The sequence below is a fragment of the Flavobacterium sp. GW821-FHT12A05 genome (assembly GCF_058807735.1).
Genome location: NZ_JBXAQY010000012.1, coordinates 52251 through 77110 on the forward strand (window position 1 = coordinate 52251; position 24860 = coordinate 77110).

Sequence of the window (24860 nt, forward strand, 5' to 3'; positions counted from 1 at the left end):
CTGGGCTTTGCTCCTGAAAACGATACCACTTTATGATTGCCTTAAATGCCGCTGCCGAAACTACACACCACCTACAACCCTTAATCAGCGACTTGGGATTAATTTTGATGACTGCCGGAATTGCAGTTCTCTTATTTAAAAAAATGAAGCAGCCTTTGGTTTTAGGATACCTGATTGCAGGATTCCTCGCCGGAAACCACTTTGATTTCTTCCCTTCTATAACCGACATGAAAAGTGTTGAAGTCTGGGCTGAAATTGGGGTTATCTTTTTATTATTTAGTTTAGGACTCGAATTTAGTTTTAAGAAACTAATGAAAGTAGGCGGTACTTCCTCCGTCACCGCAATAACCCAGATTTTGTTCATGACCATAATTGGTTATTGTGTCGGGCAATGGATGGACTGGGGAAAAATGGATAGTATTTTTCTGGGTGCAACGCTTTCGATTTCCTCCACAACCATTATTATCAGAGCTTTTGATGAATTGGGTGTAAAAGGAAAAAAGTTCGTTGGGATTGTATTTGGAGCCCTTATTGTTGAAGATATTGTAGCGATCTTAATGCTCGTTTTATTATCGACAATTGCAGTAAGCGATCAGGTTTCTGGGGGCGAATTATTGCAATCCGTTTTAAAACTGGTTTTCTTTTTAATTATCTGGTTCTTGGGTGGCATCTTTATTATTCCAACCATCTTCAAAAAAGCCAAACATCTTTTAACTGACGAGATGCTTTTGATCATTTCATTAGCATTATGTTTAATGATGGTCGTTTTCGCTGCAAAAGTTGGTTTCTCTCCAGCTTTAGGAGCTTTTATCATGGGTTCTATTATTGCTGAAACCACAATGGCCGAAAAAATAGAACATTTAATTCAGCCCGTAAAAGATTTATTTGGAGCCGTTTTCTTTGTATCTGTGGGAATGCTAATTAATCCGGAAACTTTGGTTACGTATGCACTTCCGGTTGCTTTAATTACACTTTTAACCATTTTCGGAAAAGCATTTAGCTCTTCTATAGGCGCTTTAATTTCTGGTCAGCCTTTAAAACAATCTGTTCAAACCGGAATGAGTTTAGCACAAATTGGGGAATTCTCTTTTATTATTGCCACATTGGGTATGACATTAAAAGTGACAAGCGATTTTTTATATCCTATAATTGTTGCCGTTTCTGCCATTACAACCTTTACCACTCCGTTTTTAATTAAATATTCCGAAACTTTTGCGCAGTTTTTAGAACAAAAAATGCCTAAACGATGGGTTAAAAATATTAATCGATACAGTGTCAATGCACAAGCCATTAAATCTGTTAGTACCTGGCAGATTGTACTGAGATCTTCTATCACACAAATTGTACTGCATACCATCATTATTATGGCAATTGTTTTATTGTCATCAAAATTTGTAGCGCCTTTAGTGGCTGATACCCGATTTGGAAACACTTTAGCTGCACTTATCACTTTAGTTGTAATTGCTCCGTTTTTATGGGCGCTTTCACTGCGTCGTGTTAAGGTTGATGAAGTAGAAGCACTCTGGGAAGAACGTAAATATAGAGGCGCTCTTTTGATGCTTATTTTAATCAGAATGAGCCTTGGATTGTTTTTTATTGGTTTCTTACTGAATATCTTCTTCTCGCCTTTAGTCGCATTTGTGGCCCTGATTATTGCCATTGGAGCTTATCAGCTTTTCCCTAAAAAATTAAACGAACAATACCATAGAATCGAAAGTCACTTTTTAAAGAATCTAAACGATCGTGAAAACAAAAAAATCGACAGAAGATATGCCAACTTAATGCCATGGGACGGTCACATGTCGTTTTTTGATATAGGAAAAGAATCGAATTTAGTGGGTAAAACATTAGAAGAATTAAGGATTCGGGAACAATTAGGAATTAATATTGCCTACATTAAAAGAGGCGAAGTAATAATCCCGATTCCTACCAAAACCGAACGTTTATTTCCCGGAGACGAAATCTGCGTAATTGGTACCGATGCTCAAATTACGGAGTTTACAAAGTTTTTAAACCAAAACGAAACCGAAGCGCCGCAAAAAGTAGAAGAAACAGATATTGTTCTTCGCCAGCTTGAAGTTTCTCAAGAAGAATTTATTCAAAAAAGTATTGGACAATTTAGAGGAAAAACCGGCGGACTGGTTGTGGGAATTGAAAGAAACGGAAATCGTATTCTAAATCCTGAATCCAGCTTAATTCTACAGCCAAACGATATTATCTGGGTCGTTGGAGATAAAAAGAAAATGACGGAGTTAATTCGAGCGAATAGATAGTTTTTTTTTAGCTTCTAAGTTACTAAGCGACTTAGATGCTAAGATTTTTTTTAAGAGCTGAGTTGCTAAAGTTTTTAAAAAATTAAGGCGCTAAGCTGTTAAGTTTTCAAATAGAATTCTTAGCATCTTAGCGCCTTAGTATCTTAGACCCTTCAAAAAAAAATTACTTATTTGGCTGTGGAGTCAAGCGTAAGTAAGGTTTGATTGGAGTATGTCCTTTTGGGAATTTAGCAGGAATATCACTATCTGGAATGGCAGGAGCAATTACTACATCTTCACCATCTTTCCAGTTTGCCGGAGTGGCAACGCTGTAATTTGCTGTTAATTGCAAACTGTCGATTACACGAAGCAATTCGTCAAAATTTCTTCCTGTTGAAGCTGGATAAGTTAAAGTTAATTTGATTTTTTTATCTGGTCCGATAACAAAAACAGAACGAACTGTAAACTTATCACTAGCATTGGGATGAAGCATATCGTATAAATTAGCTACTTTTTTATCTTCATCGGCAATAATTGGAAAATTAACTACTGTATTTTGAGTTTCGTTAATGTCTTTGATCCATTCTTTATGTGATTCCAAACCATCAACACTCAAAGCAATCACTTTAGTATTTCTTTTGGTAAATTCAGGAACATAATTCGCTACAGTTCCTAATTCAGTTGTACAAACGGGAGTAAAATCTGCTGGATGCGAAAATAAAACACCCCATGAATCTCCTAACCACTCATGAAAATTAATTGGCCCTTGTGTGGTTTCTGCATGAAAATCCGGAGCTATATCGCCTAATCTTAATGTTGACATAATTTATATTTTTTAGTTCCTCTAAAATTAACTAAAAAATGCATTTAGAAAACATTCAATTTCTAAAAAAAAGTTAAAATTCTATTTAACCTGTATAATTAGTATTCTAAGTTAAATAAAACTTACGACAAAGTACCAAATGGCAAGGGTTACAAACGAAATAGGAATTCCAAAACCAATCATCATACTGCTTAATTTTGGTTTTAAACCATAAGTCGAAGCGAGGATTGCGCCTGTGATCATGGGCGCCATTGCAATTTCTATAATGGTGATTTTTATAGCTTCGGATCGCTGGTTAAAAATAAACACATATAAAATAAAAATGATCAGAGGCGTTATGATAAGACGGAAGAAAAGCCCGAGTCTTAGAAACTTCCAATGACGGCTTCTTCGATTAAAAGTAAGCTGCAAACCAACGGAGAATAAAGCCAAAGGTGTAACCAAACTTCCTAATTTTAGTAATATCGATTGAATATTTACATCCAGATCATAATCTAAAATATTCATTAAACAAGAAACTACAAAAGTGATAAAAGGCGGAAATAGAATTATTTTCTTGAAAATGCTCAAGGCATCCGGACTTCCTTTTGAATAAAAAGCCGCTACAAAAACGCCCAGAGTTGAAACCACAACAAAAGTGCCCGGCTGATCGACCAAAACAGCCGTTTCTAAACCTTTTTTCCCAAATAAAGCTTCAATAATTGGATAACCCAAAAAAGACGAATTGCTTAATCCTGCTGTTAAAACCAAACATCCAATAAGTTTATTAGACCAGCCTAATCTTCTTCCTAAAAAATGAAAAAATACAAAAGCCAATAAAAAACTAATCCACCCTGCTCCTATTGGAAATAACAATTCATTGCTCCATTTTATTTTCGGAATATGATATAAGGTAATGGCCGGGAGGCATAAATAAATGACAATTTTATTTATGCTTTTGTAAATATGGGTTGGAAACCGCTTTACATTTTGCAAAAGCAATCCTAAAAATAAAAAGAAGAATATTATAATAAAGTTGTTCATATCAAGGCTTCAACGCAAAAATAGGTATTTATAAACAGATGTATAAAACAAATTACACCTTCTCTGAGATTTTTGTTATTTTTAATCTATTAATTTAAAAAATCAATGCAGCAGATAAGAGACAATATGGAGCGAATGGCGAAACTTTCAGATGAAGAATGGACTATTTTTTCGTCTAAGCTCATACGCCGTGAATTTTCAAAAAAAATGCCTTTACTCAAAATAGGTCAAATTGAAAATTATTTGTCTTTTATAGAAAAAGGATTGGTAAGATATTATATTCCCAGAGAAGATAATGATCTCACTTTTGCGTTTGTTTTTGACGGCGAATTTACAAGTGCTTACGATTCGTTTATTACCAGATTACCCGCAAATTATACCGTTGAAGCACTTGCTGATACGATACTTTGGCAAATATCGTATACTGATTTACAAGATATTTATGCCAAAACAAAAATTGGAAATACCATTGGCCGTTATGCAAGCGAAGGATTATTTCTAAAAAAATCAAAACGGGAACTTTCGCTCCTTAATGATTCTGCAGAACAGCGATATCGCAATTTGTTTACAGAACGACCTGAACTCATTCAAAAAATTCCTCAAAAATATCTGGCCTCTTATATTGGCATTACGCCACAGGCTTTAAGCAGGATAAGAAAACGAATTTATTAACCCAGGTTCATTGTTTCGGGTTCCATTACAGTGCAACTTTGCATAAAAAAGATATGGAAACTTTAATTGTGTTATTAGGGACTTTTACAATTTCGCTGCTTATTATAAAGCTTATAACCAAAAGATTTGAAATTTCTCTGGCAGGCAGAATTGCCATGTCAGTCATGCTTGTATTTACTGCCATAAGTCATTTTGTATTTGTCAAAGGAATGGCCATGATGATTTCATTTCTGCCTTGGCCAACAGCAATTGTATACATTACCGGAATAATCGAAATTATAGGCGCTCTGGCGCTCTTGATTCCGAAAACGAGATTACTTGCAGGAAAGCTTCTTATACTATTTTTTATATTGCTGCTTCCTGCCAATATTTACGCTGCCTGTCATAATATAAATTTACAAAGTGCTGACTATACCGGAAAAGGAATCTCTTACTTATGGTTTAGAATTCCGTTGCAGTTACTTTTTATAACCTGGGTTTATTTTTCTTCTATCAGAAATCAATCAAAAACCAAATAGTTCATCCCGAAAATGCACATCATTTATTTGAATGTTGTGCATTTTCTTCTGCCTCGCTTTTACCACATACTGAAACAAAAGGAATTAATTTTTAGTTAAAAATATTTTTTATTCCAAAAAACTGCTTACATTTGTAACATATTTTATTACAGTATGATTTCAGGTAAGTTTGCCATAACGATTCACATTCTCACTTTGCTGACAAAGTACCCAAATGATTATTTATCATCTGAGTATATTGCCGGGAGTATTAATTTGAATCCGGTTTTAGTGCGAAAAGAAATCGCAAACCTAAAAGCACATCATATTGTAGAGAGTAAAGAAGGAAAAAATGGCGGTACAAAACTGGCCATAGATGCATCAAAATTGAGTCTGAAAGAAATTTTTGAAATGACATTTGAAAGTATTAACTTAGGGTATGCTAAAAATACGCCTAATCCAGATTGTCCGGTTGGGAAAAAAATCAACCAAAATCTGGCCAATTTATATGCTGACATGAATCAAAAAGTAAGCGCTCAATTGCAAGAAATTTCTCTTGAAGATTTTTCGAACCAATTTTAAAACTATTTTTTTATCCAAAACTGTAACATTTTTTATTACTAAATAAATTTATATATTATGAAAATCGCAATCATTGGAGCTACCGGATTTGTTGGCTCAGCAATCTTAAACGAATTAGCAGACAGAAAACATGATATTACTGCCATTGCCAGAAACCCAAAAAACACAACGAATGTTACTTGGAAAAGTGCTGACATTTTTAATGTAGACGAATTGGCAGAAATCTTAAAAGGAAACGATGCTGTTATCAATGCGTATAATTCAGGATGGACCAATCCTAACATTTATGATGATTTTATTGCGGGATCAAAAGCAATTCAGGAAGCTGTAAAAAAATCTGGCGTAAAACGTTTTATCACAATTGGCGGCGCAGGAAGTTTATTTGTTGCTCCGGGTTTACAAGCAGTTGATACGCCTGATTTCCCAAAAGAATTTTATGCCGGAGCAACTGCAGCGAGAGATTATTTAAATATCTTAAAAGAAGAAAAAGATCTTGACTGGGCGTTTTTTAGTCCTGCTTTCGAAATGCACCACGGCATTACAACAGGAAGAACAGGAAAATACCGCTTAGGCTTAGATAACCCGGTTTTTAATGACGATCAAAGAAGCATCTTATCTGTAGAAGATTTAGCTGTTGCAATTGCAGATGAAACTGAAACCCCTAAGCATCACCAGGTTCGTTTTACAGCAGCTTATTAATTTTTTTTAAGGCTCTGAGATACTAAGGTTCTAAGTTGCTAAGGTTTTTTGCCACGAATTCACGAATTTTTCACCGCATTTTTGTCATCCAGACGAAGGAAGGATCTTCGCAAGCAGTTTGACAAAGCTTGTCTATTTTGATTGCGGAGTCTCTAGTGAAGATCCTTCGACTTCGCTCAGGATGACAAAAAGAGAAAAGCAAAATCGTGTAATTAGTGGCAAACTAACTTTTTGAAACTGTTTTTGTTTTCAGTACTTTTACATATTAAAAAAATACTTTGTCAAGTTTCAAAAAACAGTCGGGCAGTTTAACTGAAAAAGCTGGAATTTCATCTCCTGAAATCACCAATGTCTCGGCTATCAATCAAATTAAAAATAAACGCAGACAGCAGCCTAGCTCCAGCGAATTAATCTCTGGAATCCTTTCCGGAAACAGAACTGCTTTAAGCCGCGCTATAACATTAATTGAAAGTACCAATCCTGAACATGCAGCAAAAGCTAACGAAATTATAAACGGCTGTCTGCCACACGCAAACAAGTCGGTTCGAATAGGAATTACAGGAGTTCCCGGAGTTGGAAAAAGTACTTTTATTGAAGCTTTTGGAACTTATCTTACCCAAACAGGAAAAAAAGCGGCTATTTTGGCCGTTGATCCCAGCAGTTCCATTTCTCACGGAAGTATTTTAGGCGATAAAACCCGAATGGAAGAACTGGTAAAAGACGAAAATGCTTTTATTCGTCCGAGTGCATCTGGCGAGAATTTAGGCGGTGTTGCACGTAAAACCCGCGAATCGATTATTTTATGCGAAGCGGCAGGTTTTGATACCATCATAATTGAAACTGTTGGTGTGGGACAAAGCGAAACCGCTGTTCACAGCATGGTTGACTTTTTTCTTTTACTGAAAATTTCCGGTGCAGGAGATGAACTTCAAGGCATTAAACGCGGCATTATGGAAATGGCGGATGCTATTGTCATCAATAAAGCTGATGGCGACAATATAAAAAAAGCGAATCAGGCGAAACTTGAATTTAACCGTGCTTTGCATTTATTTCCTCCAAAAAGATCCAACTGGCAGCCAAAAGTAACCACTTGTAGTGCGATTACCAAAGATGGAATTTCGGATATCTGGAATACGATTTCTGATTATTTTGAAATGACTAAAGAGTCTGGCTTTTTTGAAGAAAAAAGAAACGAACAAAACCTGTCTTGGATGATGGAAACCATCAACGAACAGCTGAAACAAAATTTCTATAGTCAACCTGAAATCATTTCATTATTGGAACAAAACAAAAAAGCGGTGCAAAATAATGAAATATCACCTTTTACAGCCGCTTCTGATTTATTAAAAATATATTTTTCTAAAAGTCGCTAAGATTCTAAGGTTCTTAGTTGTTAAGCTTTTTATCCCTTTTTGTCTTTTCGAGCAAAATCAAGAACTCAAAAGCATTTCGACTTCGCTCAATGTGACAAAGTTAACAAGCATCTAAATAAAAGCTCAGAACCTTAGCCACTTAGTTACTTAGAAGCTTTTCCTCTAAGCTTATACTTATTCTCTTTATATAAATTTCCAGCCGTAATTACATGCGCCAAAGCATCTTTTGCTAATTCTTCATTTAACTTAACCGGGATTAAAGTGGTATCGTTTTTAATTTCGAATTGAAGCGGTTTTAGATTTGGCTGCATGATAACAACTTGATTCTCTACTCTAAAAGCGTTGATATCGTTAAACTGCATAATCGATCTTCCTTGTACTTTTGGATCTAATTTATTAAGGTTTCGGCCTACCATTGGCGTTTCAAAAGGAATTCCTAAATAACTCAATAATGTAGGCGGAATATCGATTTGGCTAGCTAGTCTATTATAAACTGCACCCTTTGGAACTCCTGGTCCCATGATAAATGCCGGAATGTGGAATTTGTTAATTGGCACTAAATTTTTACCGTATGTTCTTGTATTATGATCTGCAATTACAATGAAAATTGTATTCTTGAAATAGTCCTCTTTTTTAGCCATTTCGAAGAATTTCCCAATCGCGAAATCGGCATATTTCATAGCATTATTAACTGTTGCCGGTTTTGCATCATAAGGTTTAATTCTTCCTGCAGGATATTCAAATGGTTCGTGATTTGAAGTCGAGAACATCAAAGAGAAGAATGGTTTATCCCCTTTTGATTTGAAATAACTATTGGCTTTTGTAACCAAATCTTCATCAGAATACCCCCAAGTTCCCTTGAAAGCATATTTATTTCCGTCTGATTCAAAATCGGTTTGGTCTACGATATCTGTAAAACCATTTCCGTTGAAAAACGAAGCCATATTATCAAAATTAGCCATTCCGCCGTAAATGAAACTGGTATCGTAACCTTTATGTTTTAAAGCATCGGCAAGTGTAAAAAATCCTTGCTGCGAGTTTCCAAGTTTTACCACACTTTCAGACGGTGATGGTAAAAATCCGGTTACAACAGCTTCAATACCGCGTACACTTCTGGTTCCTGTACAATACAAATTGGTAAACAACAATCCTTCTTTTGAAAATTTATCAAATTCAGGTGTAAGAGGTTTTCCACCCAAGATACCAACATATTCTGCGCCTAAACTTTCCTGAAGGAAAATCACCAGATTGTAAGGTTTCTTTAAAACAGAATCTGGCTGCTGTACATGAAGAAACGGAATTTCCTTATCAGTAAAATCATTTGGACCCGCGATCATGTATTTTTTTACACGTGCAATCGCTTCGGCTTCATCCATTTTACCATACATTTTGGTGTTGCCTTCATTCTTAATAGAATAAGCGGCAAAAGCAACCGTGTAAAATGAGTTCAGTCCTAAAGTATTCGTTAATTGATCTGTTGAGAAAACAGCATTACTGGCATTGATAGGACGTTTTGAAGTAAGACTAGAGCGTGCTCCAAAAAACAATAAAAAAGCCACTAACGGAAACAGCATCAACCTTAATTTATACTCAATACTTGTGGTATGAAAGTATTTTTTCCCTTTTTTGAAAGCAAAATAAATCACAACTCCCAGAATTAAGAAAGTCACAATAATCGAAGTCAGGTAACTTTTTAAAAGCATTCCAACGACTTCTTTTGGGTAAATTAGATAATCTAAGAAAATCTTATTTGGTCGTGTATCGTATTGTTTTACAAAATCCGGCGAAGCCAATTCTACAAAAAGAATCAGAAACAGAAATAAGAAACTGTAAATTACCAAAAATGAATTGGTAAACTTAATCCATTTATTTGGCAGAAAAGTGATTAAAACAGCCGGCAGAAATGACAAGTAACAAAGTAAAATTAAATCCATTCGTAAACCGATTGGAAAAATATACCAGAAATCCGGTGTCTGCTCTACTCTTTCTTTAAAAAGAAAAAACAGAAATATTCTACTTAAAGTTGTAATCAATAATCCGATTAAGATAAAATTGAAAATAGGTTTTAAATAACTTAATTTTTTCATTAGATGATTTTATATTTAGACAGATAGTGAGACGAACAGCTGTGCGTTTTATTCTTCGTAACGATTTATTTCTCTGTCGTAAAACTCATTTGCCTTAACGATCAAACCTTCCATTTCTGCATTTAATTCTGCTTCATCAAGATCTTCGGCTTCTTCCATAAATTCAACCTCATCGTCTTTTAAATTGATTATAAATCTTGGATAATCAAGGTGAATGATGAAAATATCATCTGGAAAATCAGTATTATCTCCGAGTAAAAATTTAGGTAATTCCATTTTTATTTATTTTATGTTTTAGTTTTTATAATTTGTCTGCTTTGCAGACTAGTTTTCTTTTGCCGCAGATTACACAGATTAAAAGGATTTTTATTTAAAACCGTTTAACATTAAAACTGCTAAACTGTAAAATCTTTGGCTAATATAATTAAGCTTCAAATTTAATTATTTGAAGATGAATTTGTGATTAATTTCCTGGTTAGGAAATGAAAGCGAATATACAGAAAAATTGCTGCTGCTGTTAATCCTGCCAAAAGTCCTATCCAAACTCCTTGTGCTTTCAATTCTGTATGTTCTCCTAAGTAATACGAAATAGGAAAACCAATGATCCAATACGCAACAAATGTTATATACATAGGCACTTTTACATCTTGTAAGCCGCGTAAAGCACCTAAAACGACCACCTGAATTCCGTCAGAAATTTGAAAAACAGCTGCAATTAAAAGCAGTTTAGATGCAATTTCTATTACTTCCTGATTGTCCAGAATCTGTCCTGTATTTTCCATATTTAAAAAGATATGAGGCAGATAATTATGAAGAACGATAAACAGAATGGCAAAAAGCGTTTCGAGTATAATGGCTAATAAAAAAATAGAACGCGCCACGACAATTAATTTTTTCATGTCATTTAATCCGCGTTGATTACTCACTCTAATCATCGACGTTACGCTTAATCCCATGGCAAACATAAAAGTCATCGAGGCCAGACTCAAAGCAATCTGATTCGCCGCCTGACTGGTTTTACCTATATTACCGCAAAGCCAGATCGAAGCTGTAAATAATACCACTTCAAAAAGCATTTGCATGGCCGATGGAAAACCTATGCTTATTATTTTTTTTATCGTTGCTTTTTTAATTTCATCAAAACTAAAACCTTTAAAAAAGCGCTTTAAATCTTCTCTACGAGAAAGCATTATATGCATGAACATAACCAAAAATATTCTCGAAATTACGGTACCAAGTGCTGCACCGATAATTCCCATTTTTGGAAAAATCCAAATTCCGTAAATTAAAACATAGTTAATTCCAACGTGAAGTACATTGGCCATAACCATGGCATACATAGAATACTTTGTTAACGACATTCCGTCAGCAAATTGTTTGTATCCCTGATACATAATTAAAGGAATCAAAGAAAAGGCAACCCAATCCAGATACGGTTTTGCAAGTGCAATAACATCTGCCGGCTGGTCTAACATTTCCATTATTGGCTTTGCCAAAACAATTACACCAAAAAGCATTAAACCTAAAATGGTGCATAAAAACAATCCATGATGAAATGCCGAACGAATTTTGTTATCGTTTTTCTCAGCATCACCTTCGGCTACAATAGGCGTTATTGCCGTCGAGAAACCAATTCCCAGCGACATGGCAATAAAAATCATACTGTTTCCTAGTGAAACTGCAGCTAGTTCTGTACTTCCTAATTTACCTACCATTATATTATCGACTATACCAATTAAAGTATGGCCGACCATTCCTAAAATTACGGGATATGCCAGTTTTAAATTATATGAAAATTCTTTGGTGTACTGCTTTAAATTCACTTTTATTCTTATTTAGTCGGCAAAGATAATCAGAAGCTGGGAATTCTATCCTATTAATAAAAAGATAAGCCAATTTTAAGAGTAAAATCAGCTAATCGTAATATTATATAACGATTTCTAAAAATTATATAACAACCTCAAAAGGCCTGTATTTTACTTTTACATTATTAATAATTCAAATATTTGCCATGAGAAAATTACAGTTTATATGCCTAGCTGCTTTCGCTTTTTTATACTCCAACACAACTTTTGCTCAAGAGAGTGAAGCAACAAATTACGATCAGGGCTTTAGATTAGGCTTTGGTGTGAATGGTGGAATACCAACTGACAATGATTACAGATGGTCGCTTGGTGGAGATGTTCGTTTACAATATGATTTATCTAAAAGAACATCGTTGACGTTAACTACGGGTTTTACAAACTTGTTTATGAAAGACCAAAACGGAGTTGAAGTAAAAGATCTTGGATTTATTCCGGCAAAAGCAGGTTTTAAAGCCTTTATCTGGGAAGATCAATTTTATGTTTTGGGTGAAGTGGGTGCCGGTTTTGCTGTAACAAACGGTTATGACGACACTACTTTTTTATGGGCGCCTGGAATTGGGTACGCAAATAAATACATTGACATTAGTGTCCGTTATGAGGACTACAACAAATTTAACACCAATCAAGTGGCGCTTCGTTTAGCGTATGGTTTTAAATTATAAAAGAAAAGGTTTATTTTATTTTTTTGTTTTTGGTAACAAACCCGGAAGTTTTCATAGTCTTCCGGGTTTTGTATTTTTTACCATTGGTCAAAACAAAACTGCCATTAGTCAAATGATTTTTTAGGATTGATTTATATCGCGGTAATTCGCAGAAAAATTAATGAAATCATGAACAAAACAGTTTTTTATCTATCGCAGCTTTTCCTTTTTTTATTGGTTACTGTTGCTGCACAATCACAATCGGGAATTTCAGGTGAGTTTAAAGTCGATTATGTTCCTTTTTCTAAATACGTTCGACCAATGGACAGCACCAAAACAAATGCCGAAAGCAATTTTAAAAGGGCTCAGATTGCTTTTGAGGTGCCGCTTTCTTTAGAAACAGACCAATACAATCATCCCAGACTTTGGTCGGTTTTTGTAAACGGAAGTTACGCCAGAATGGAAAACCGAAACTACAATATCCAAGATCTTCCCGTAGAATTTCAAGGTGGATTTCCAAATGAATTATTAAACGCACAAGTTGGTATCAAACACTTACGCTCTATTTCTCCGTCCTGGTCTTTATTGATAATGGCTTCTGTTGGAATTTATACGGATATGGTCGAAATTACTACAGATGATGTCCTGATACAAGGAGGTGTACTTTTTATCAAACAATTTAATCCTAATCTGGCTTTGGGTGTTGGACCGGTTTTAACCAATAGTTTTGGTGTGCCAATGGTATTACCCGGTATTTATTTTAATTGGGAATCCAGAGGTGCTTTACATTTTAAAATTACTTTTCCAGAAGGTGCAGAAGTAGGGTACAGAATGTCTGATAATTTTGATTTAAAAGCAGTTTTAGAATTAAGCGGTATGACAGCCGAAACTAAAATTGGAAATAAATCTTCACTGTTAGGATATCAGCAAATTATTGCCGGTTTACGACCTCAGCTTAAGTTTGGTGAACATTGGACTCTGGAACCTACTGCAGGAACTACGCTGGTTCGTAATTTTTCTACTACCAATAGAAAAATTAAAGATATTTTTAAAGAAAAAGATATGGCCGACCCTAAATTTACAACGACATTTTATGGAGCAATAGCTCTAAAATGGAAATTCTAGAGCTATCTGCTTAATAAGTTTTTATAAACTACCTCTTTCAATAATGCCTCACGGCGTGTTCTTGAAATGGGTAGTTCTTGTCCTTTTATAAATAATCGTCCACCGGAAACTGAATCGATATGAGTGATGTTTACCAAAAAGGATTTATGAATTCTAAAGAAAATCTCCGCCGGAAGTGTTTCTTCTAAAGAAATCATGGTTTGATGAATTACAATAACTTTTTCTTTAAAATGAAGTTTAGCATAATTCTGCATTCCTTCGATGTACAAAATATCTACCCAGGAAATTTTCTGAAATCCTTCTTCCTGACGTACATACAAAAACGGATCTAATTGATTTTGTTTTGGAGAATGAATCATTTGATGCCATTGTCTGGCTTTTAAAGAAGCCTGATAAAAACGTTGAAATGTAATAGGTTTTAATAAATAATCTACAACCTGAAGACGATATCCGTCTAAAGCATGTTCTGAATAGGCGGTTGTAAAGATCACCAAAGGCGGTTTTTCTAATGATTCCAGAAATTCTAATCCGGTTAGATATGGCATATTGATATCCAAGAACATCAAATCGATTTGCTTTTCCTGAAGGTACGAAGTGGCTTCTAATGCCGAGGCACAAGTTCCCGCTGTTTCCAGAAAATCAATTTTAGAAATAAAGTCTACGATTCCGTTTCTTGCGATAGGTTCATCGTCTATAACGAGGCATTTCATGTTCATAATCTTGTTTTTGTTTCAGGTTTTCTTTGTTTCAGGTTTTGTTTTTTTTTAAATCCTTCAATCTGTGTATCCCGATAGCTATCGGGAGTGGCTAAAAAATTTAACCGCAAAGAGCGCAACGGCTTACGCAAAGTTCGCAAAGTTTTAGTTTTTACAAAGGATGCAAAGAACACAAAGCGTTATGCTAAATTCTAGCAAATTAAAAATTCGTGCTAATTCGTGCAATTTGTCGCAAAAAAAATCATTTTAAATCTAAAACCACTGTGACCGTAAAATCAGAATCGGTTTTATTGATATTGAATTGATGTTTTTCCGGATACTGAATCGCCAGCCTTTTCTTTACGTTTTCAAGTCCTAATCCCTGGCTTTTAGACGGAATTTTATATTGTTCTGTATACGAGTTTTCTATTCTAAAATTCAATTGATGGTTTATTTGCTCGCACGATAAATGAACATATCCTTTTTCATTTGGAAGTCGGGAAACATGTTTAAAAGCATTTTCTATTAAAGGAACCAAAAGCAATGGCACGATTTGAAGCTGTCCATCCTCAATATTCCATTTACTTTTTACTTCCAGTTCATTTCCCCAGCGGGTTTCTTCAACAGCAATTAAATCCTTTAAATATTTAATCTCAAGATGCAACGGCACATATTCCTTGTTACATTCATACAATTGATAACGCAAAATATCCGAAAACTGAACCAATAAAACCGACGCCAATTGTACATTGCTCTGCATTAGAATATGAATATGATTCAGGATATTAAACATTAAATGCGGATTAATCTGATCCTGTAAAATCTTGATTTGAGCTTCGAGATGAACTTGCTGCAATTGTGCATGATTTCTTTCGATGACATTATGTTCCTGATAAAACCGAAGTCCGCAGGCAGTACCGCAAATTAAAATAGCCGATGGAATGTTGCCATAAAATCTTGCCCATAAAAAATGCAGCGAATCTACATCTGCTGCTTCGGGATAGGCTTTTCTTCTCAAAACCGAATCTGAAAAAACAATATAAATCAATGACAGACAAAATGCCAAAAGCAGTACAACAATAACGCTTTGTACCGCAAACCAATTCATTTTATTTTGTTTTAGTGCTTTAGGCAGTATAACATCACTTAAAATATGAGCCAAAACGGCAGAACAAAACAAAACTAAAACTGCCTGAACTGTAGCCGTTAAAAAATCGTAATCTTCGATCATCTGTGCCCAGATTGTCATACCTAATAAGCTCCAAAAAAAGACTAAAAATATCCAGTGCCTATTTTTATAATTTGCAACCATCTTAATAATTTATAAGAAAATTTATATTCAAAATTAACCCTATATTTTCTAAACAAACAGCAAAGAACCAAAAAGATTCTTTGCTGTGCATAGGGTTCTATAATAAAAAGTGAAGTTATAAGAAAAAATATCCAACGCCCACGTTAAAAGAATTTGGCTTAGAACTAAAACTCTTGCTCACATTATTTAATCCGCCCTGATAGGTAAAATCGAGTGTAAATTTCCAAAACTCAACTCCTGCCCCAACCTGATATCCGATATTAGATTTATCAAATTTGGTATAGGCCGTTTTTAACTGATTTAATGACGAAAAATTTTCATCCAAAACATACGAATAAACCCCGCCTCCAAAAACTCTAACATTTAAAGCAGCAAGATCAACCACTTTGTAACCAATAACCAATGGAATTTCGATGCTTCTCCATTTGGCATTTTTAGATTCAATCAAGGTTGTTTTTTCAATTTTAGAAGATTTCTCACTATACAGGATTTCATTTTGAATATAAAATCTCTTATAATCAAATCTGGCCATAACGCCTCCAAAATATCCTGCTGCATATTCTGAATTAAATCCTTTTGAAACTGGCAGTTCAGAATAGTTAGAACCGCCTTTTATTCCAATATGAACTGGAAAAGCAGATTGGGCATAGATTTTAGAAGAAATTAATCCGAGTACGAAAACAGTCGTAAGTAATAATAATTTGTACATGTTCATGATAATAGTTTTATTAATTTGATGCAAAGGAGCACAAACCTCAAACGCTATTAAAATTAGTTTGATGAACTACAATATTGTTTTGACCAACGGACTCTTTAAGATTTTCTGTTTTGAATTCAACTGAAATTTGAAAGCAAAAAAAAAGCCTATTTAGACCTACCATGTGGACACAAGTACAAAAAATAACACGAATTGCACTAATTGTCACTAATTTGTTTGTGAAATTAATTTCGCAGAGAAGATTAACCCATTAAAATTGGTGAAAATTGGTGAAATCCGTGTTCAAAATATTTGTGTCAAGACGACAGCTATTAAGACTCTTTTTTTAGCTGCTCTTTATAAAGCTCAAAATTGGCTTTTATTTTATCGTCCAGCTCTGGTTCTTGAATATCGGTATACTTTTTCATTTCTTCCCAAATAATTTTAGCCACAATATAACGCGCCATATCTTTATCATCAGCCGGAATAATATACCACGGCGCATGATCTGTTGATGTTTTATTTATGGCATCTTCATAATATTCCTGATATTCATCCCAGTGTTCGCGTTCTTTTAAATCTCCTGGAGAAAATTTCCAATTGTGTTTTCCTTCCTCAAGTCGGCGTAACAAACGCTGACGTTGTTCCTCTTTACTCAAATGCAGAAAAAACTTCATGACAATAGTTCCGTTTTCGGCAATATGACTTTCAAAATTATTGATCTGCTCGATTCTCTTTTTCCAAAACTTCGGCGTAATATCGTCAACAGAATTGATTCCCGGTAAATTCTCTGCCAAAATAAATTCCGGATGCACGCGCGTAACCAAAACATTTTCATAATGCGTTCTGTTAAAAATCGCAAACTTTCCTTTTTCCGGCAAAGCAATATAATGACGCCATAAATAATCGTGTTCCAGTTCTGACGAATTTGGCGTTTTAAAACTATGCACCACAACCCCGCGCGGATTAAATTCTTTAAAAACTTCTCTAATCAAACTATCTTTTCCTGAAGTATCCATGCCCTGAAGACAAATCAAAACCCCGTATTTATTGTGTGCATACATCACATCCTGAAAATCACTCAATTTCGCCTGAACTTTATCCAGTTTTTCTTCTTTTTCATCATCACTGGCATCAATATCAAGCAGAGTTGGAATTTTACTTAATTTAATTTTATCTGTAACTTTAAAATCTTTTGGATCTATTGATTTCATATTTTCAAATTTTGTATTATAAATATAGTAATTTTACGAAGCATATTCCTGCTATTCATTGCAATACTTTTCAATAAACTGCTTTTTTCCAAAGCCATAACAAGAGCTTATCCCGATACATCGGGAGTCGCTTTGTTCTGTCAGGAAAAAATTCAATTTCTTTTCAAAGTATTTCCATTTCTATCAGGGCTAAACACCTATTTTCAAAACAACTTTCATGGAAAAATTCACATTAGAAATATTATTTCAAATCATCGGAATCGGTTCGGCATCAGGATTATTTTATAACAATGATGCACTTTATATTATTGGCGACAACAGTGGATTCTTATACGAATACAATATGCAGAATAAGCAATTGAATCAGCACGCTTTAATCGATAACCCAACACAGAACATCCCTAAAAATCTAAAACCTGATTTTGAATCTTTAACCCATCATAATGATACGTTGTATGTTTTTGGTTCCGGCTCTACCGAAAACCGAAATAAAATGATTGAATTTGATATTAAAAACAAAAAAGTTTTACAAAAAAACAATCTGGTCGATTTATATGCAGTGATGCAAAATTTCGGTTCTATAAAACCAGAAGATTTCAATCTGGAAGGGGCGGTTTTTGACGGCGAAAACTGGTATTTATTCAACCGCGGCAACGGAATTTCAAACAAAAACACCATTTTTACGATTCATGCCAAAAGTCTGGGTGATGAATTTGCTTTGGTTGCCACCAATTATAAACTTCCAAAAATAAAAGGCGTTCGTTCCAGTTTTACCGATGCTATTTTAGTCGAAGACAAAATTTATTTCCTTTCGACCGCCGAAGACACAAAATCGACTTACGACGATGGCGAAATCCTGGGAAGTTTCATTGGCAGAATCGATCTTAAAACCATGAAAATCGATTTTACTCAAAAAATAACTTCAACCAATAAATTTGAAGGTTTGACTTTCTATAAAAAAGAAAACAACAAAATTGAGTTTTTACTTTGTGAGGATAATGATACGGAATTGTTAGAAACAAAGATTTTTAAATTGATAATTCCTGTAAAATAATGTAACAGTTTTCTGTCAAGGCAGTCTTTGTTTTTACACTATTACATGAATATCAATTATAAACCACAAAATAATGATCAGAAAAACCGCTTTCGCTCTTTTAGTTTTTATTACAAGCCAAACAATACAAGCCCAATATAAATATCCTGCAACACCAGAACATCCGGTAGTCGACGATTATTTTGGAACAAAAATCACCGATTCGTATAGATGGCTGGAAGACATGAAGAGTCCTGAAGTTCAAAACTGGTTTAAAGATCAGTATAATTATACCAATACGGTTATTAAAAAGATCTCCGGACGTGATGCTCTTTTTAATCGAATGAAAGAAATTCAGGCTTTAGGGGGAGATACTTACTCGATTGTAAAACAATTTGGAGAAAATTATTACTACACTAAAAACAAGAAAGAAGAAAGCGTTGAAAAGTTGTACTTCCGTGAAGGCATCAACGGAACTGAAGTTTTATTACTCGATCCTAATACATACAAAAAAGGTTCGACCATTAGCAATTTTACAATAAGTCCGGACCAAAAAAAACTGGCTCTCACCTTGTCGCAAGATGGTTCTGAAGTTGCTGATCTCCGAATTATGGATCTCAAATCAAAAACATTTCTTTCGGATAAACTAACTCCTGTCTGGGGTGGATTCAATTTTGAGTTTACAGCCGACAGTAAAGCCATTGTGTATACCAAAATGAAAAGCAGCGATAGTTCTAGTGATGATTTCTTAAAAAACATGAAATCGCTGCTTCATATTATTGGCACTAATCCTGAAACAGACAAAATTCTGGCTTCAAAAGAAAATAATCCAAACTTAAATCTGCTGCCTGAACAGTTTCCGCATATTTTCTTTTCGGACAATTACTCATACGTAATTTTACAGATGGGATCTACCAAAAACGAAATATTGGCTTTTTATGCTCCGTACTCAGAACTTAACAATCCAAAAATAAATTGGAAACCGCTTATTAAATTCGAAGACGAAATAAACAGTTATGAAATAATGGGAGACAAACTTTTCTTCCTTTCGCATAAAAATGCTCCCAATTTTAAATTAGGATTAACTGATCTAAAAGATTTAAATATCGAAAAAGCTAAAATTATAATTCCCGAAAGCGATAAAGTTTTACGCAGAATGCAAAAAACGAAAAACTTCATCTATTATAGTTTAAGTAACGGAATTATTCAGGACAAATATCAAATCAATCCTAAAACATTAGACAGCAAAAAGGTTCCTCTGCCGGAAGGATCAAATGGAGGTTTTGCTTTAAATGAAAATGAAAACGACAATATGAGGTTTTTTAACAACGGCTGGATCACACCTTCTACAGGTTACGATTATAACGGAGCAACAGGTCAGTTAAAAAAATCCGAACAATTTATTTCAAGCGGCGCTTATCCTGACTTTTCAAAACAATTTACGGTAAAAGAAGTTGAAGTACCAAGTCATGACGGCGTAATGGTTCCGTTATCAATCATTTATCCTAAAAACATGAAAATGGATGGTTCTACGCCTTGCTATATTAGCGGTTACGGCGCGTATGGAATAAGCAGTACGCCTTATTTTATTGGCGAAGGTTTAATGGCATTATTAGAGCAAAATACAGTAATTGCAATTGCACACGTAAGAGGTGGCGGCGAGAAAGGCGCTGCATGGCATAAAGGAGGTCAAAAAGCCAATAAACCCAATACATGGAAAGATTTTATTGCCTGCTCTGAATATTTGATAAAAGAAAAATATACAGCTGCAGATAAACTTATTGGAAATGGCGCCAGCATGGGCGGGGTATTAATTGGAAGATCTATAACAGCACGTCCTGATCTTTTTAAAGCCGCTATTATAGAAGTAGGCTGTACCAATACGATACGAATGGAAACCACTCCAAATGGTCCAAACCAGATACCGGAAGTGGGTACTTTAAAAAACGAAGAAGATTTTAAAAATATTCTGGAAATGGATTCGCAGACTAAAGTTAAAAAGGGAGAAAAATATCCTGCCGTATTAGTTCATACCGGAATGAACGACGGAAGAGTCGCTTCGTGGGAACCAGCAAAGTTTGCTGCGATTTTACAAAATTATAATGGCTCAGACAATCCTATATTATTACATGTAAATTACGCAAACGGACATTTCTCTAATGATTTAGATGTAACCTACAATGACAGCGCTGATATATTTTCTTTCGCATTATGGCAGGTTGGGAATCCAAAATTTCAAATTGCGAAATAATAAATTCAACTAATATTTTTTTTCTTTGCGAATCTCTGTGTTGTAATTATACCACAGAGATTCGCATTTTTTTTGATTAGAATAATAATGTAGAGACGCACTGCAGTGCGTCTACACAAAGAATATCATATAAAATCGTATCTTTAAAACGATCTATTAAAAAAATATATGCCTTTTTTAAACTTTTTTTCATCCCTGTCCCAACCTTTTTATCTTTTTCGCTCTCTTTATAATTAAAGACCAAAATTGTGATAAACGAAACTCAAATTTCTAACTGCAAAAAAATGAACCGCGATGCGCAGCGTCAGGTTTATGAGCACATGGCTCCAAAATTGTATCGCGTTTGCAAACGATACCTCAAAAAGGAAGAAGAAATCGAAGAAGCTATAGCCGACGCTTTCTATACCATATTTACGAAACTGGATCAGCTTAAAGAAGAAAAAGCTTTTGAAGCCTGGGCCAGAAAAATAACCGTTAATCATTGTTTGGCGACCATTAAGAAACATACCAATTTCAATATGTATCTTGATGATGTAAAAGTGCTTGCACAGCCTTTTACAGAAGAAATGAACTCGTTAGAAGAAGAAGATTTACTCAATTTATTAAACCATATTCCGGATGGCTGTAAAACTGTTTTTAACCTTTTTGTTATTGAAGGTTTTGGACACAAAGAAATTGCAGCGATGCTTAACATTTCAGAAGGCACATCAAAATCACAATTGAATGCTGCCAAAACCAAGTTAAAGGAATTAGTAAATAAATTGTATTATCAAAAAGCAAAATAGTCATGGACAATCAAGATAAAATATTCAACAGATTTAAGGAAGCTGCAGATAATGCAGAAACCAAAGATTTTCCGGGAATGGAAAAGATCTGGTCGCGCGTTGAAGAAAAACTCGACAGAAAAGAAGATAGAAAAACCATTTCTCTTTGGAAAAAAATCGCTGTCGCAGCTTCTCTTTTATTAGTAGTCTCTTTAGGATATCAGTTCTTAAAAACCGATAAGAAAGCTATTATCGAAACACCTGTAGTAGTAAATGAAAAGGCAAAAGAAACGATAGAAAATTCGGCTGCAGAGAAAAACAATGTAGTAGTTTCTTCAGATACGCCATTGGTTCCAAAAGAAGAAGCCGTTAAAATTCTCGACAAACAAATCAAACAACAGGAAAAAGTCGCTGTACATGAAGTAAACGCTTCGCCAATGGGATCTATTGCTCCTGTTGCAAGCCAAGCTGCAAATTATGACATTATGGTGCAGCCAGTTCCGGCATTAGCAGAAGAAGCCGTAGCAGAAGAACCAGAAGAAAATACGCTTGCAAAATCTAAAGCAAGAACAGAGCAAAGTTTCGGTTACGCAAAAAAAGCAGAAAGAGAAACCTATAAAGCTTCTGCAGCAGAAATGCAGGCCCGAGCTCCAAGAAAAAGTGCTCCTTTGGTAATACTAAACGGAAACGCCATGGCAGACAGCAACGATGCCAAAAAAGATAAAATGATGCAAAACGAACTCCCGAATCTGGATCCGGAAAATGTAGATTCGCTTGTTGTTCTTGACAATCCGTTATACATCATTGATGGTATTTATTATTCAGAAAATGACTTATTCGGCAATAATCCAACAAGTCCTTACGCTCCTTTAGATAAACAAGACATTAAAACGATTACTATTTTACAAGACCTTGAAGCTACTTCAAAATATGGCGAAAAAGGAAAAAAAGGAGTTGTTATTATTACTACAAAAACAGGAAAACCGGCTTTAAAAAAATAGCCAAAACTCAAAAAATCTTTGTCAAAGTTTAAGACTTTGACAAAGATAAAATCACAACATTCACTTAAAACTTATTATCATGAAAAGTCTAAAACTTATTTCATCAGCCATTGCTATGCTTATATGTTTCGTAACAATGGCGCAGGAAAGAACGATTACAGGAACAGTTACTGATGTAAATACGGCACCGCTTCCGGGAGTTACGGTATACATTCAAAAAACAAAAGCAACCGCCGCTACCAATTATGACGGACAATACAGTATTAAAGCCCAAAAAGGAGATATTCTCGTTTTCAGCTTTGTTGGAATGGACACTCAAACCGTTACTGTAAAAGATTCTAATGTTATCAATGTTATACTAAAAGAAAACGCAAATCAGCTGCAGGAAGTTGTTATGGTAGGTTATGGAACTGCAAAATCCAGAAAGAAAATGACAACAGCATCGGCTAGTGTGGTTCGAGGTTCAGTTGCGAGAGTTCAGATTGCTTCAAAAAGTCAATACATGCCAGCTCCAAGTGTTGCAATGCGCAGTGCCGAATCTATTGCTGCCAAAAATGAGCCTTTGTATATTGTAGACGGTGTTCCGATAAAAGCAGATCAAATGGCAAAAATAAATCCGAATGATATTGACGATGTAAAAGTTTTAAAAGACCAATCCGCTGCTGCTATTTACGGAAATAAAGCGGCCAATGGAGCTGTTGTAATTGCGACCAAAAACGAACTTTACAAAAATCTTTCGGAACAAGAATTAGATAAAAGATTAAACATTATCAGACCAAATCCTGTTGAACCAACTCAGGAAGATTACAATTCTTTTGTAGAAAATGCTTTCGAAAGTCCAAAAACAGCACCGCTTTCTACTTTTTCTATTGATGTTGATAATGCGTCTTACACCAATATCAGACGTTTTTTGAACAGCGGACAAGAAGTTCCAAAAGATGCTGTGCGTGTTGAAGAAATGGTGAACTTTTTTAAATACAATTATCCGCAGCCCAAAAACGAACATCCGTTTTCTATCAATACAGAAGTAAGCGATTCGCCTTGGAACTCCAAAAATAAAATCCTTAAAATTGGTTTACAGGGAAAAAACATCCCTACAGATGATTTACCAGCATCTAATCTTGTTTTTTTAATTGATGTTTCGGGATCAATGAGCGACATGAACAAACTGCCTTTATTAAAACAATCCATGAAAATATTGGTAAACGAACTGCATCCAAAAGACAAAGTAGCAATCGTGGTTTATGCCGGAGCAGCCGGAATGGTTTTGGCTCCCACTTCTGGAGATGAGAAAAAAACAATCATTAAAGCGCTGGATAAATTAGAAGCTGGAGGAAGCACAGCCGGAGGTGCCGGAATTGAGCTGGCTTACAAAATTGCATCAGAAAACTTTATTAAAAATGGCAACAATCGTGTAATTCTGGCTACTGATGGTGATTTTAACGTAGGTGATTCTTCTAATACTGATATGGAAAAACTAATCGAGGAAAAAAGAAAAACAGGCGTTTTCTTAACTTGTCTGGGTTATGGAATGGGAAATTACAAAGACAGTAAAATGGAAATTCTTTCCGATAAAGGAAACGGAAATTACGCTTATATCGATAACATTCAGGAAGCCAATCGTTTTCTTGGAAAAGAATTTAAAGGTTCGATGTTTGCGATTGCAAAAGATGTAAAAATTCAGATTGAATTTAATCCTAAACAAGTTCAGGCGTATCGATTAATTGGTTACGAAAACAGAAAACTTCGCCCGGAAGATTTTAAAAATGATGCAATCGATGCGGGAGAATTAGGAAGCAATCATACCGTTACGGCTTTGTATGAAATTATTCCTGCCGGTGTAAAAAGCGATTTTTTAAACCAACAGCCAGACGATTTAAAATACACAAAAACCACAACGAATTTAAACAATTACAACAATGAACTGGCTACCATAAAATTCCGTTACAAAAAACCTGACGGAGATAAAAGCGTCGAAATGGTTCAGGTAATCAACAACAAATCGGTTGTGTTAGACAAAGCGAGTGATGATTTTAAATTCAGTGTTGCCGTAGCTTGGTTTGGACTAAAATTAAGAGATTCAAAATTAATTACTCAAAAATCTTCAGAAGATATTGCGGCATTAGCACAGCAGGGAATGTCAAACGATAAAGGAGGTTACAAAGCCGAATTTATTCGTCTTGTTGAAACTTCCGAACACTATAATTAATAAATATTTCTTTACATTTGGGCTTTATTCCAAACACTAATTTTT

The 24860-nt window shown here is 34.8% G+C and carries 22 protein-coding genes; 13 read left to right on the forward strand and 9 right to left on the reverse strand.

The features are described 5' to 3' along the window. Positions 1-32 precede the first annotated feature (32 nt). Positions 33-2273: a cation:proton antiporter gene (locus tag AC1RRQ_RS22770; RefSeq protein ID WP_493025308.1), complete on the forward strand. Its 2241-nt coding sequence runs from the start codon at positions 33-35 to the stop codon at positions 2271-2273. Positions 2274-2436: 163 nt separating this feature from the next. Here the strand turns inward: AC1RRQ_RS22770 and AC1RRQ_RS22775 are convergent, their stop codons facing one another. Then, positions 2437-3075 carry a peroxiredoxin gene (locus AC1RRQ_RS22775; protein ID WP_493025309.1) on the reverse strand — a complete coding sequence of 213 codons (639 nt, stop codon included), beginning with the start codon at positions 3073-3075 and terminating at the stop codon, positions 2437-2439. A gap of 111 nt (positions 3076-3186) precedes the next feature. Further along, positions 3187-4098, reverse strand: coding sequence for an AEC family transporter (locus AC1RRQ_RS22780; RefSeq protein ID WP_493025310.1), 912 nt, complete (start codon positions 4096-4098; stop codon positions 3187-3189). Positions 4099-4203: 105 nt separating this feature from the next. On the opposite strand from AC1RRQ_RS22780, the gene AC1RRQ_RS22785 reads away from it, so the two are divergent. The 5 genes from AC1RRQ_RS22785 (at position 4204) to meaB (ending at position 7921) form a co-directional block, all read left to right on the forward strand. Further along, a complete protein-coding gene (locus tag AC1RRQ_RS22785; protein ID WP_493025311.1) occupies positions 4204-4770 on the forward strand; it encodes a Crp/Fnr family transcriptional regulator in 567 nt (188 codons plus the stop codon). A gap of 53 nt (positions 4771-4823) precedes the next feature. Further along, positions 4824-5288 (forward strand): DoxX family protein, encoded by a 465-nt coding sequence (locus AC1RRQ_RS22790; protein ID WP_493025312.1) that lies wholly within the window; start codon positions 4824-4826, stop codon positions 5286-5288. A 153-nt stretch (positions 5289-5441) separates the two neighbouring features. Next, positions 5442-5849 carry an Rrf2 family transcriptional regulator gene (locus AC1RRQ_RS22795; protein WP_493025314.1) on the forward strand — a complete coding sequence of 136 codons (408 nt, stop codon included), beginning with the start codon at positions 5442-5444 and terminating at the stop codon, positions 5847-5849. Positions 5850-5906: 57 nt separating this feature from the next. Further along, the gene (locus tag AC1RRQ_RS22800) at positions 5907-6548 is read left to right on the forward strand and encodes an NAD(P)-dependent oxidoreductase (protein WP_493025316.1); all 642 of its coding nucleotides are present in this window, start codon (positions 5907-5909) and stop codon (positions 6546-6548) included. A 278-nt stretch (positions 6549-6826) separates the two neighbouring features. Beyond that, the gene (meaB, locus tag AC1RRQ_RS22805; RefSeq protein ID WP_493025317.1) at positions 6827-7921 is read left to right on the forward strand and encodes a methylmalonyl Co-A mutase-associated GTPase MeaB; all 1095 of its coding nucleotides are present in this window, start codon (positions 6827-6829) and stop codon (positions 7919-7921) included. 143 nt (positions 7922-8064) lie between these two features. Here the strand turns inward: meaB and AC1RRQ_RS22810 are convergent, their stop codons facing one another. The 3 genes from AC1RRQ_RS22810 to AC1RRQ_RS22820 form a co-directional block, all read right to left on the reverse strand. Next, on the reverse strand, positions 8065-10008 hold the full coding sequence (locus AC1RRQ_RS22810) for an LTA synthase family protein (RefSeq protein ID WP_493025318.1): 1944 nt from the start codon (positions 10006-10008) through the stop codon (positions 8065-8067). 48 nt (positions 10009-10056) lie between these two features. After that, the gene (locus AC1RRQ_RS22815; protein WP_053474023.1) at positions 10057-10284 is read right to left on the reverse strand and encodes a DUF8828 family protein; all 228 of its coding nucleotides are present in this window, start codon (positions 10282-10284) and stop codon (positions 10057-10059) included. A gap of 161 nt (positions 10285-10445) precedes the next feature. Beyond that, complete coding sequence (locus AC1RRQ_RS22820) at positions 10446-11831, reverse strand: MATE family efflux transporter (protein WP_493025319.1); 1386 nt, start codon at positions 11829-11831, stop codon at positions 10446-10448. A gap of 188 nt (positions 11832-12019) precedes the next feature. Between AC1RRQ_RS22820 and AC1RRQ_RS22825 the strand changes: the two genes are divergently transcribed. Together AC1RRQ_RS22825 and AC1RRQ_RS22830 are read left to right on the forward strand one after the other, a co-directional pair. Beyond that, positions 12020-12535 carry a hypothetical protein gene (locus AC1RRQ_RS22825; protein ID WP_493025320.1) on the forward strand — a complete coding sequence of 172 codons (516 nt, stop codon included), beginning with the start codon at positions 12020-12022 and terminating at the stop codon, positions 12533-12535. A gap of 168 nt (positions 12536-12703) precedes the next feature. Continuing rightward, positions 12704-13639, forward strand: coding sequence for a DUF6268 family outer membrane beta-barrel protein (locus tag AC1RRQ_RS22830; protein WP_493025322.1), 936 nt, complete (start codon positions 12704-12706; stop codon positions 13637-13639). A gap of 2 nt (positions 13640-13641) precedes the next feature. Here AC1RRQ_RS22830 and AC1RRQ_RS22835 read toward each other — a convergent pair whose 3' ends face one another. From AC1RRQ_RS22835 to AC1RRQ_RS22850, 4 genes are all read right to left on the reverse strand, one after another. Then, a complete protein-coding gene (locus tag AC1RRQ_RS22835; protein ID WP_493025324.1) occupies positions 13642-14355 on the reverse strand; it encodes a LytR/AlgR family response regulator transcription factor in 714 nt (237 codons plus the stop codon). 241 nt (positions 14356-14596) lie between these two features. Beyond that, entirely contained in the window at positions 14597-15583 is a 987-nt protein-coding gene (locus AC1RRQ_RS22840; protein ID WP_493025326.1) for a sensor histidine kinase, read from the reverse strand. A gap of 178 nt (positions 15584-15761) precedes the next feature. Continuing rightward, positions 15762-16361, reverse strand: coding sequence for a porin family protein (locus AC1RRQ_RS22845; protein WP_493025328.1), 600 nt, complete (start codon positions 16359-16361; stop codon positions 15762-15764). 314 nt (positions 16362-16675) lie between these two features. Further along, positions 16676-17557, reverse strand: a complete 882-nt coding sequence (locus AC1RRQ_RS22850; RefSeq protein WP_493025329.1) for a PPK2 family polyphosphate kinase — start codon at positions 17555-17557, stop codon at positions 16676-16678. Between the two features lie 217 nt (positions 17558-17774). Here AC1RRQ_RS22850 and AC1RRQ_RS22855 point away from each other — a divergent pair, with 217 nt between their 5' ends. The 5 genes from AC1RRQ_RS22855 to AC1RRQ_RS22875 all read left to right on the forward strand — a co-directional run bounded on the left by AC1RRQ_RS22855 (position 17775) and on the right by AC1RRQ_RS22875 (position 24815). Next, the gene (locus AC1RRQ_RS22855) at positions 17775-18611 is read left to right on the forward strand and encodes a DUF6929 family protein (protein WP_493025330.1); all 837 of its coding nucleotides are present in this window, start codon (positions 17775-17777) and stop codon (positions 18609-18611) included. 73 nt (positions 18612-18684) lie between these two features. After that, positions 18685-20841, forward strand: a complete 2157-nt coding sequence (locus AC1RRQ_RS22860) for a prolyl oligopeptidase family serine peptidase (protein ID WP_493025331.1) — start codon at positions 18685-18687, stop codon at positions 20839-20841. 284 nt (positions 20842-21125) lie between these two features. After that, a complete protein-coding gene (locus AC1RRQ_RS22865) occupies positions 21126-21626 on the forward strand; it encodes an RNA polymerase sigma factor (protein WP_493025400.1) in 501 nt (166 codons plus the stop codon). A 2-nt stretch (positions 21627-21628) separates the two neighbouring features. After that, positions 21629-22606: a hypothetical protein gene (locus tag AC1RRQ_RS22870; protein WP_493025333.1), complete on the forward strand. Its 978-nt coding sequence runs from the start codon at positions 21629-21631 to the stop codon at positions 22604-22606. A 79-nt stretch (positions 22607-22685) separates the two neighbouring features. Then, entirely contained in the window at positions 22686-24815 is a 2130-nt protein-coding gene (locus tag AC1RRQ_RS22875) for a vWA domain-containing protein (protein ID WP_493025334.1), read from the forward strand. The last annotated feature ends 45 nt before the right edge of the window (positions 24816-24860 follow it).

Coding starts and splice junctions, on each gene's coding strand:
- AC1RRQ_RS22775 (WP_493025309.1), bottom strand. CDS start 3,075: ATGTCAACATTAAGATTAGGCGATATAGCTCCGGATTTTCATGCAGAA.
- AC1RRQ_RS22770 (WP_493025308.1), top strand. CDS start 33: ATGATTGCCTTAAATGCCGCTGCCGAAACTACACACCACCTACAACCC.
- AC1RRQ_RS22840 (WP_493025326.1), bottom strand. CDS start 15,583: ATGACAATCTGGGCACAGATGATCGAAGATTACGATTTTTTAACGGCT.
- AC1RRQ_RS22830 (WP_493025322.1), top strand. CDS start 12,704: ATGAACAAAACAGTTTTTTATCTATCGCAGCTTTTCCTTTTTTTATTG.
- AC1RRQ_RS22870 (WP_493025333.1), top strand. CDS start 21,629: ATGGACAATCAAGATAAAATATTCAACAGATTTAAGGAAGCTGCAGAT.
- AC1RRQ_RS22865 (WP_493025400.1), top strand. CDS start 21,126: ATGAACCGCGATGCGCAGCGTCAGGTTTATGAGCACATGGCTCCAAAA.
- AC1RRQ_RS22860 (WP_493025331.1), top strand. CDS start 18,685: ATGATCAGAAAAACCGCTTTCGCTCTTTTAGTTTTTATTACAAGCCAA.
- AC1RRQ_RS22800 (WP_493025316.1), top strand. CDS start 5,907: ATGAAAATCGCAATCATTGGAGCTACCGGATTTGTTGGCTCAGCAATC.
- AC1RRQ_RS22855 (WP_493025330.1), top strand. CDS start 17,775: ATGGAAAAATTCACATTAGAAATATTATTTCAAATCATCGGAATCGGT.
- AC1RRQ_RS22850 (WP_493025329.1), bottom strand. CDS start 17,557: ATGAAATCAATAGATCCAAAAGATTTTAAAGTTACAGATAAAATTAAA.
- AC1RRQ_RS22815 (WP_053474023.1), bottom strand. CDS start 10,284: ATGGAATTACCTAAATTTTTACTCGGAGATAATACTGATTTTCCAGAT.
- AC1RRQ_RS22845 (WP_493025328.1), bottom strand. CDS start 16,361: ATGAACATGTACAAATTATTATTACTTACGACTGTTTTCGTACTCGGA.
- AC1RRQ_RS22825 (WP_493025320.1), top strand. CDS start 12,020: ATGAGAAAATTACAGTTTATATGCCTAGCTGCTTTCGCTTTTTTATAC.
- AC1RRQ_RS22780 (WP_493025310.1), bottom strand. CDS start 4,098: ATGAACAACTTTATTATAATATTCTTCTTTTTATTTTTAGGATTGCTT.
- AC1RRQ_RS22810 (WP_493025318.1), bottom strand. CDS start 10,008: ATGAAAAAATTAAGTTATTTAAAACCTATTTTCAATTTTATCTTAATC.
- AC1RRQ_RS22795 (WP_493025314.1), top strand. CDS start 5,442: ATGATTTCAGGTAAGTTTGCCATAACGATTCACATTCTCACTTTGCTG.
- AC1RRQ_RS22875 (WP_493025334.1), top strand. CDS start 22,686: ATGAAAAGTCTAAAACTTATTTCATCAGCCATTGCTATGCTTATATGT.
- AC1RRQ_RS22835 (WP_493025324.1), bottom strand. CDS start 14,355: ATGAACATGAAATGCCTCGTTATAGACGATGAACCTATCGCAAGAAAC.
- AC1RRQ_RS22785 (WP_493025311.1), top strand. CDS start 4,204: ATGCAGCAGATAAGAGACAATATGGAGCGAATGGCGAAACTTTCAGAT.
- AC1RRQ_RS22790 (WP_493025312.1), top strand. CDS start 4,824: ATGGAAACTTTAATTGTGTTATTAGGGACTTTTACAATTTCGCTGCTT.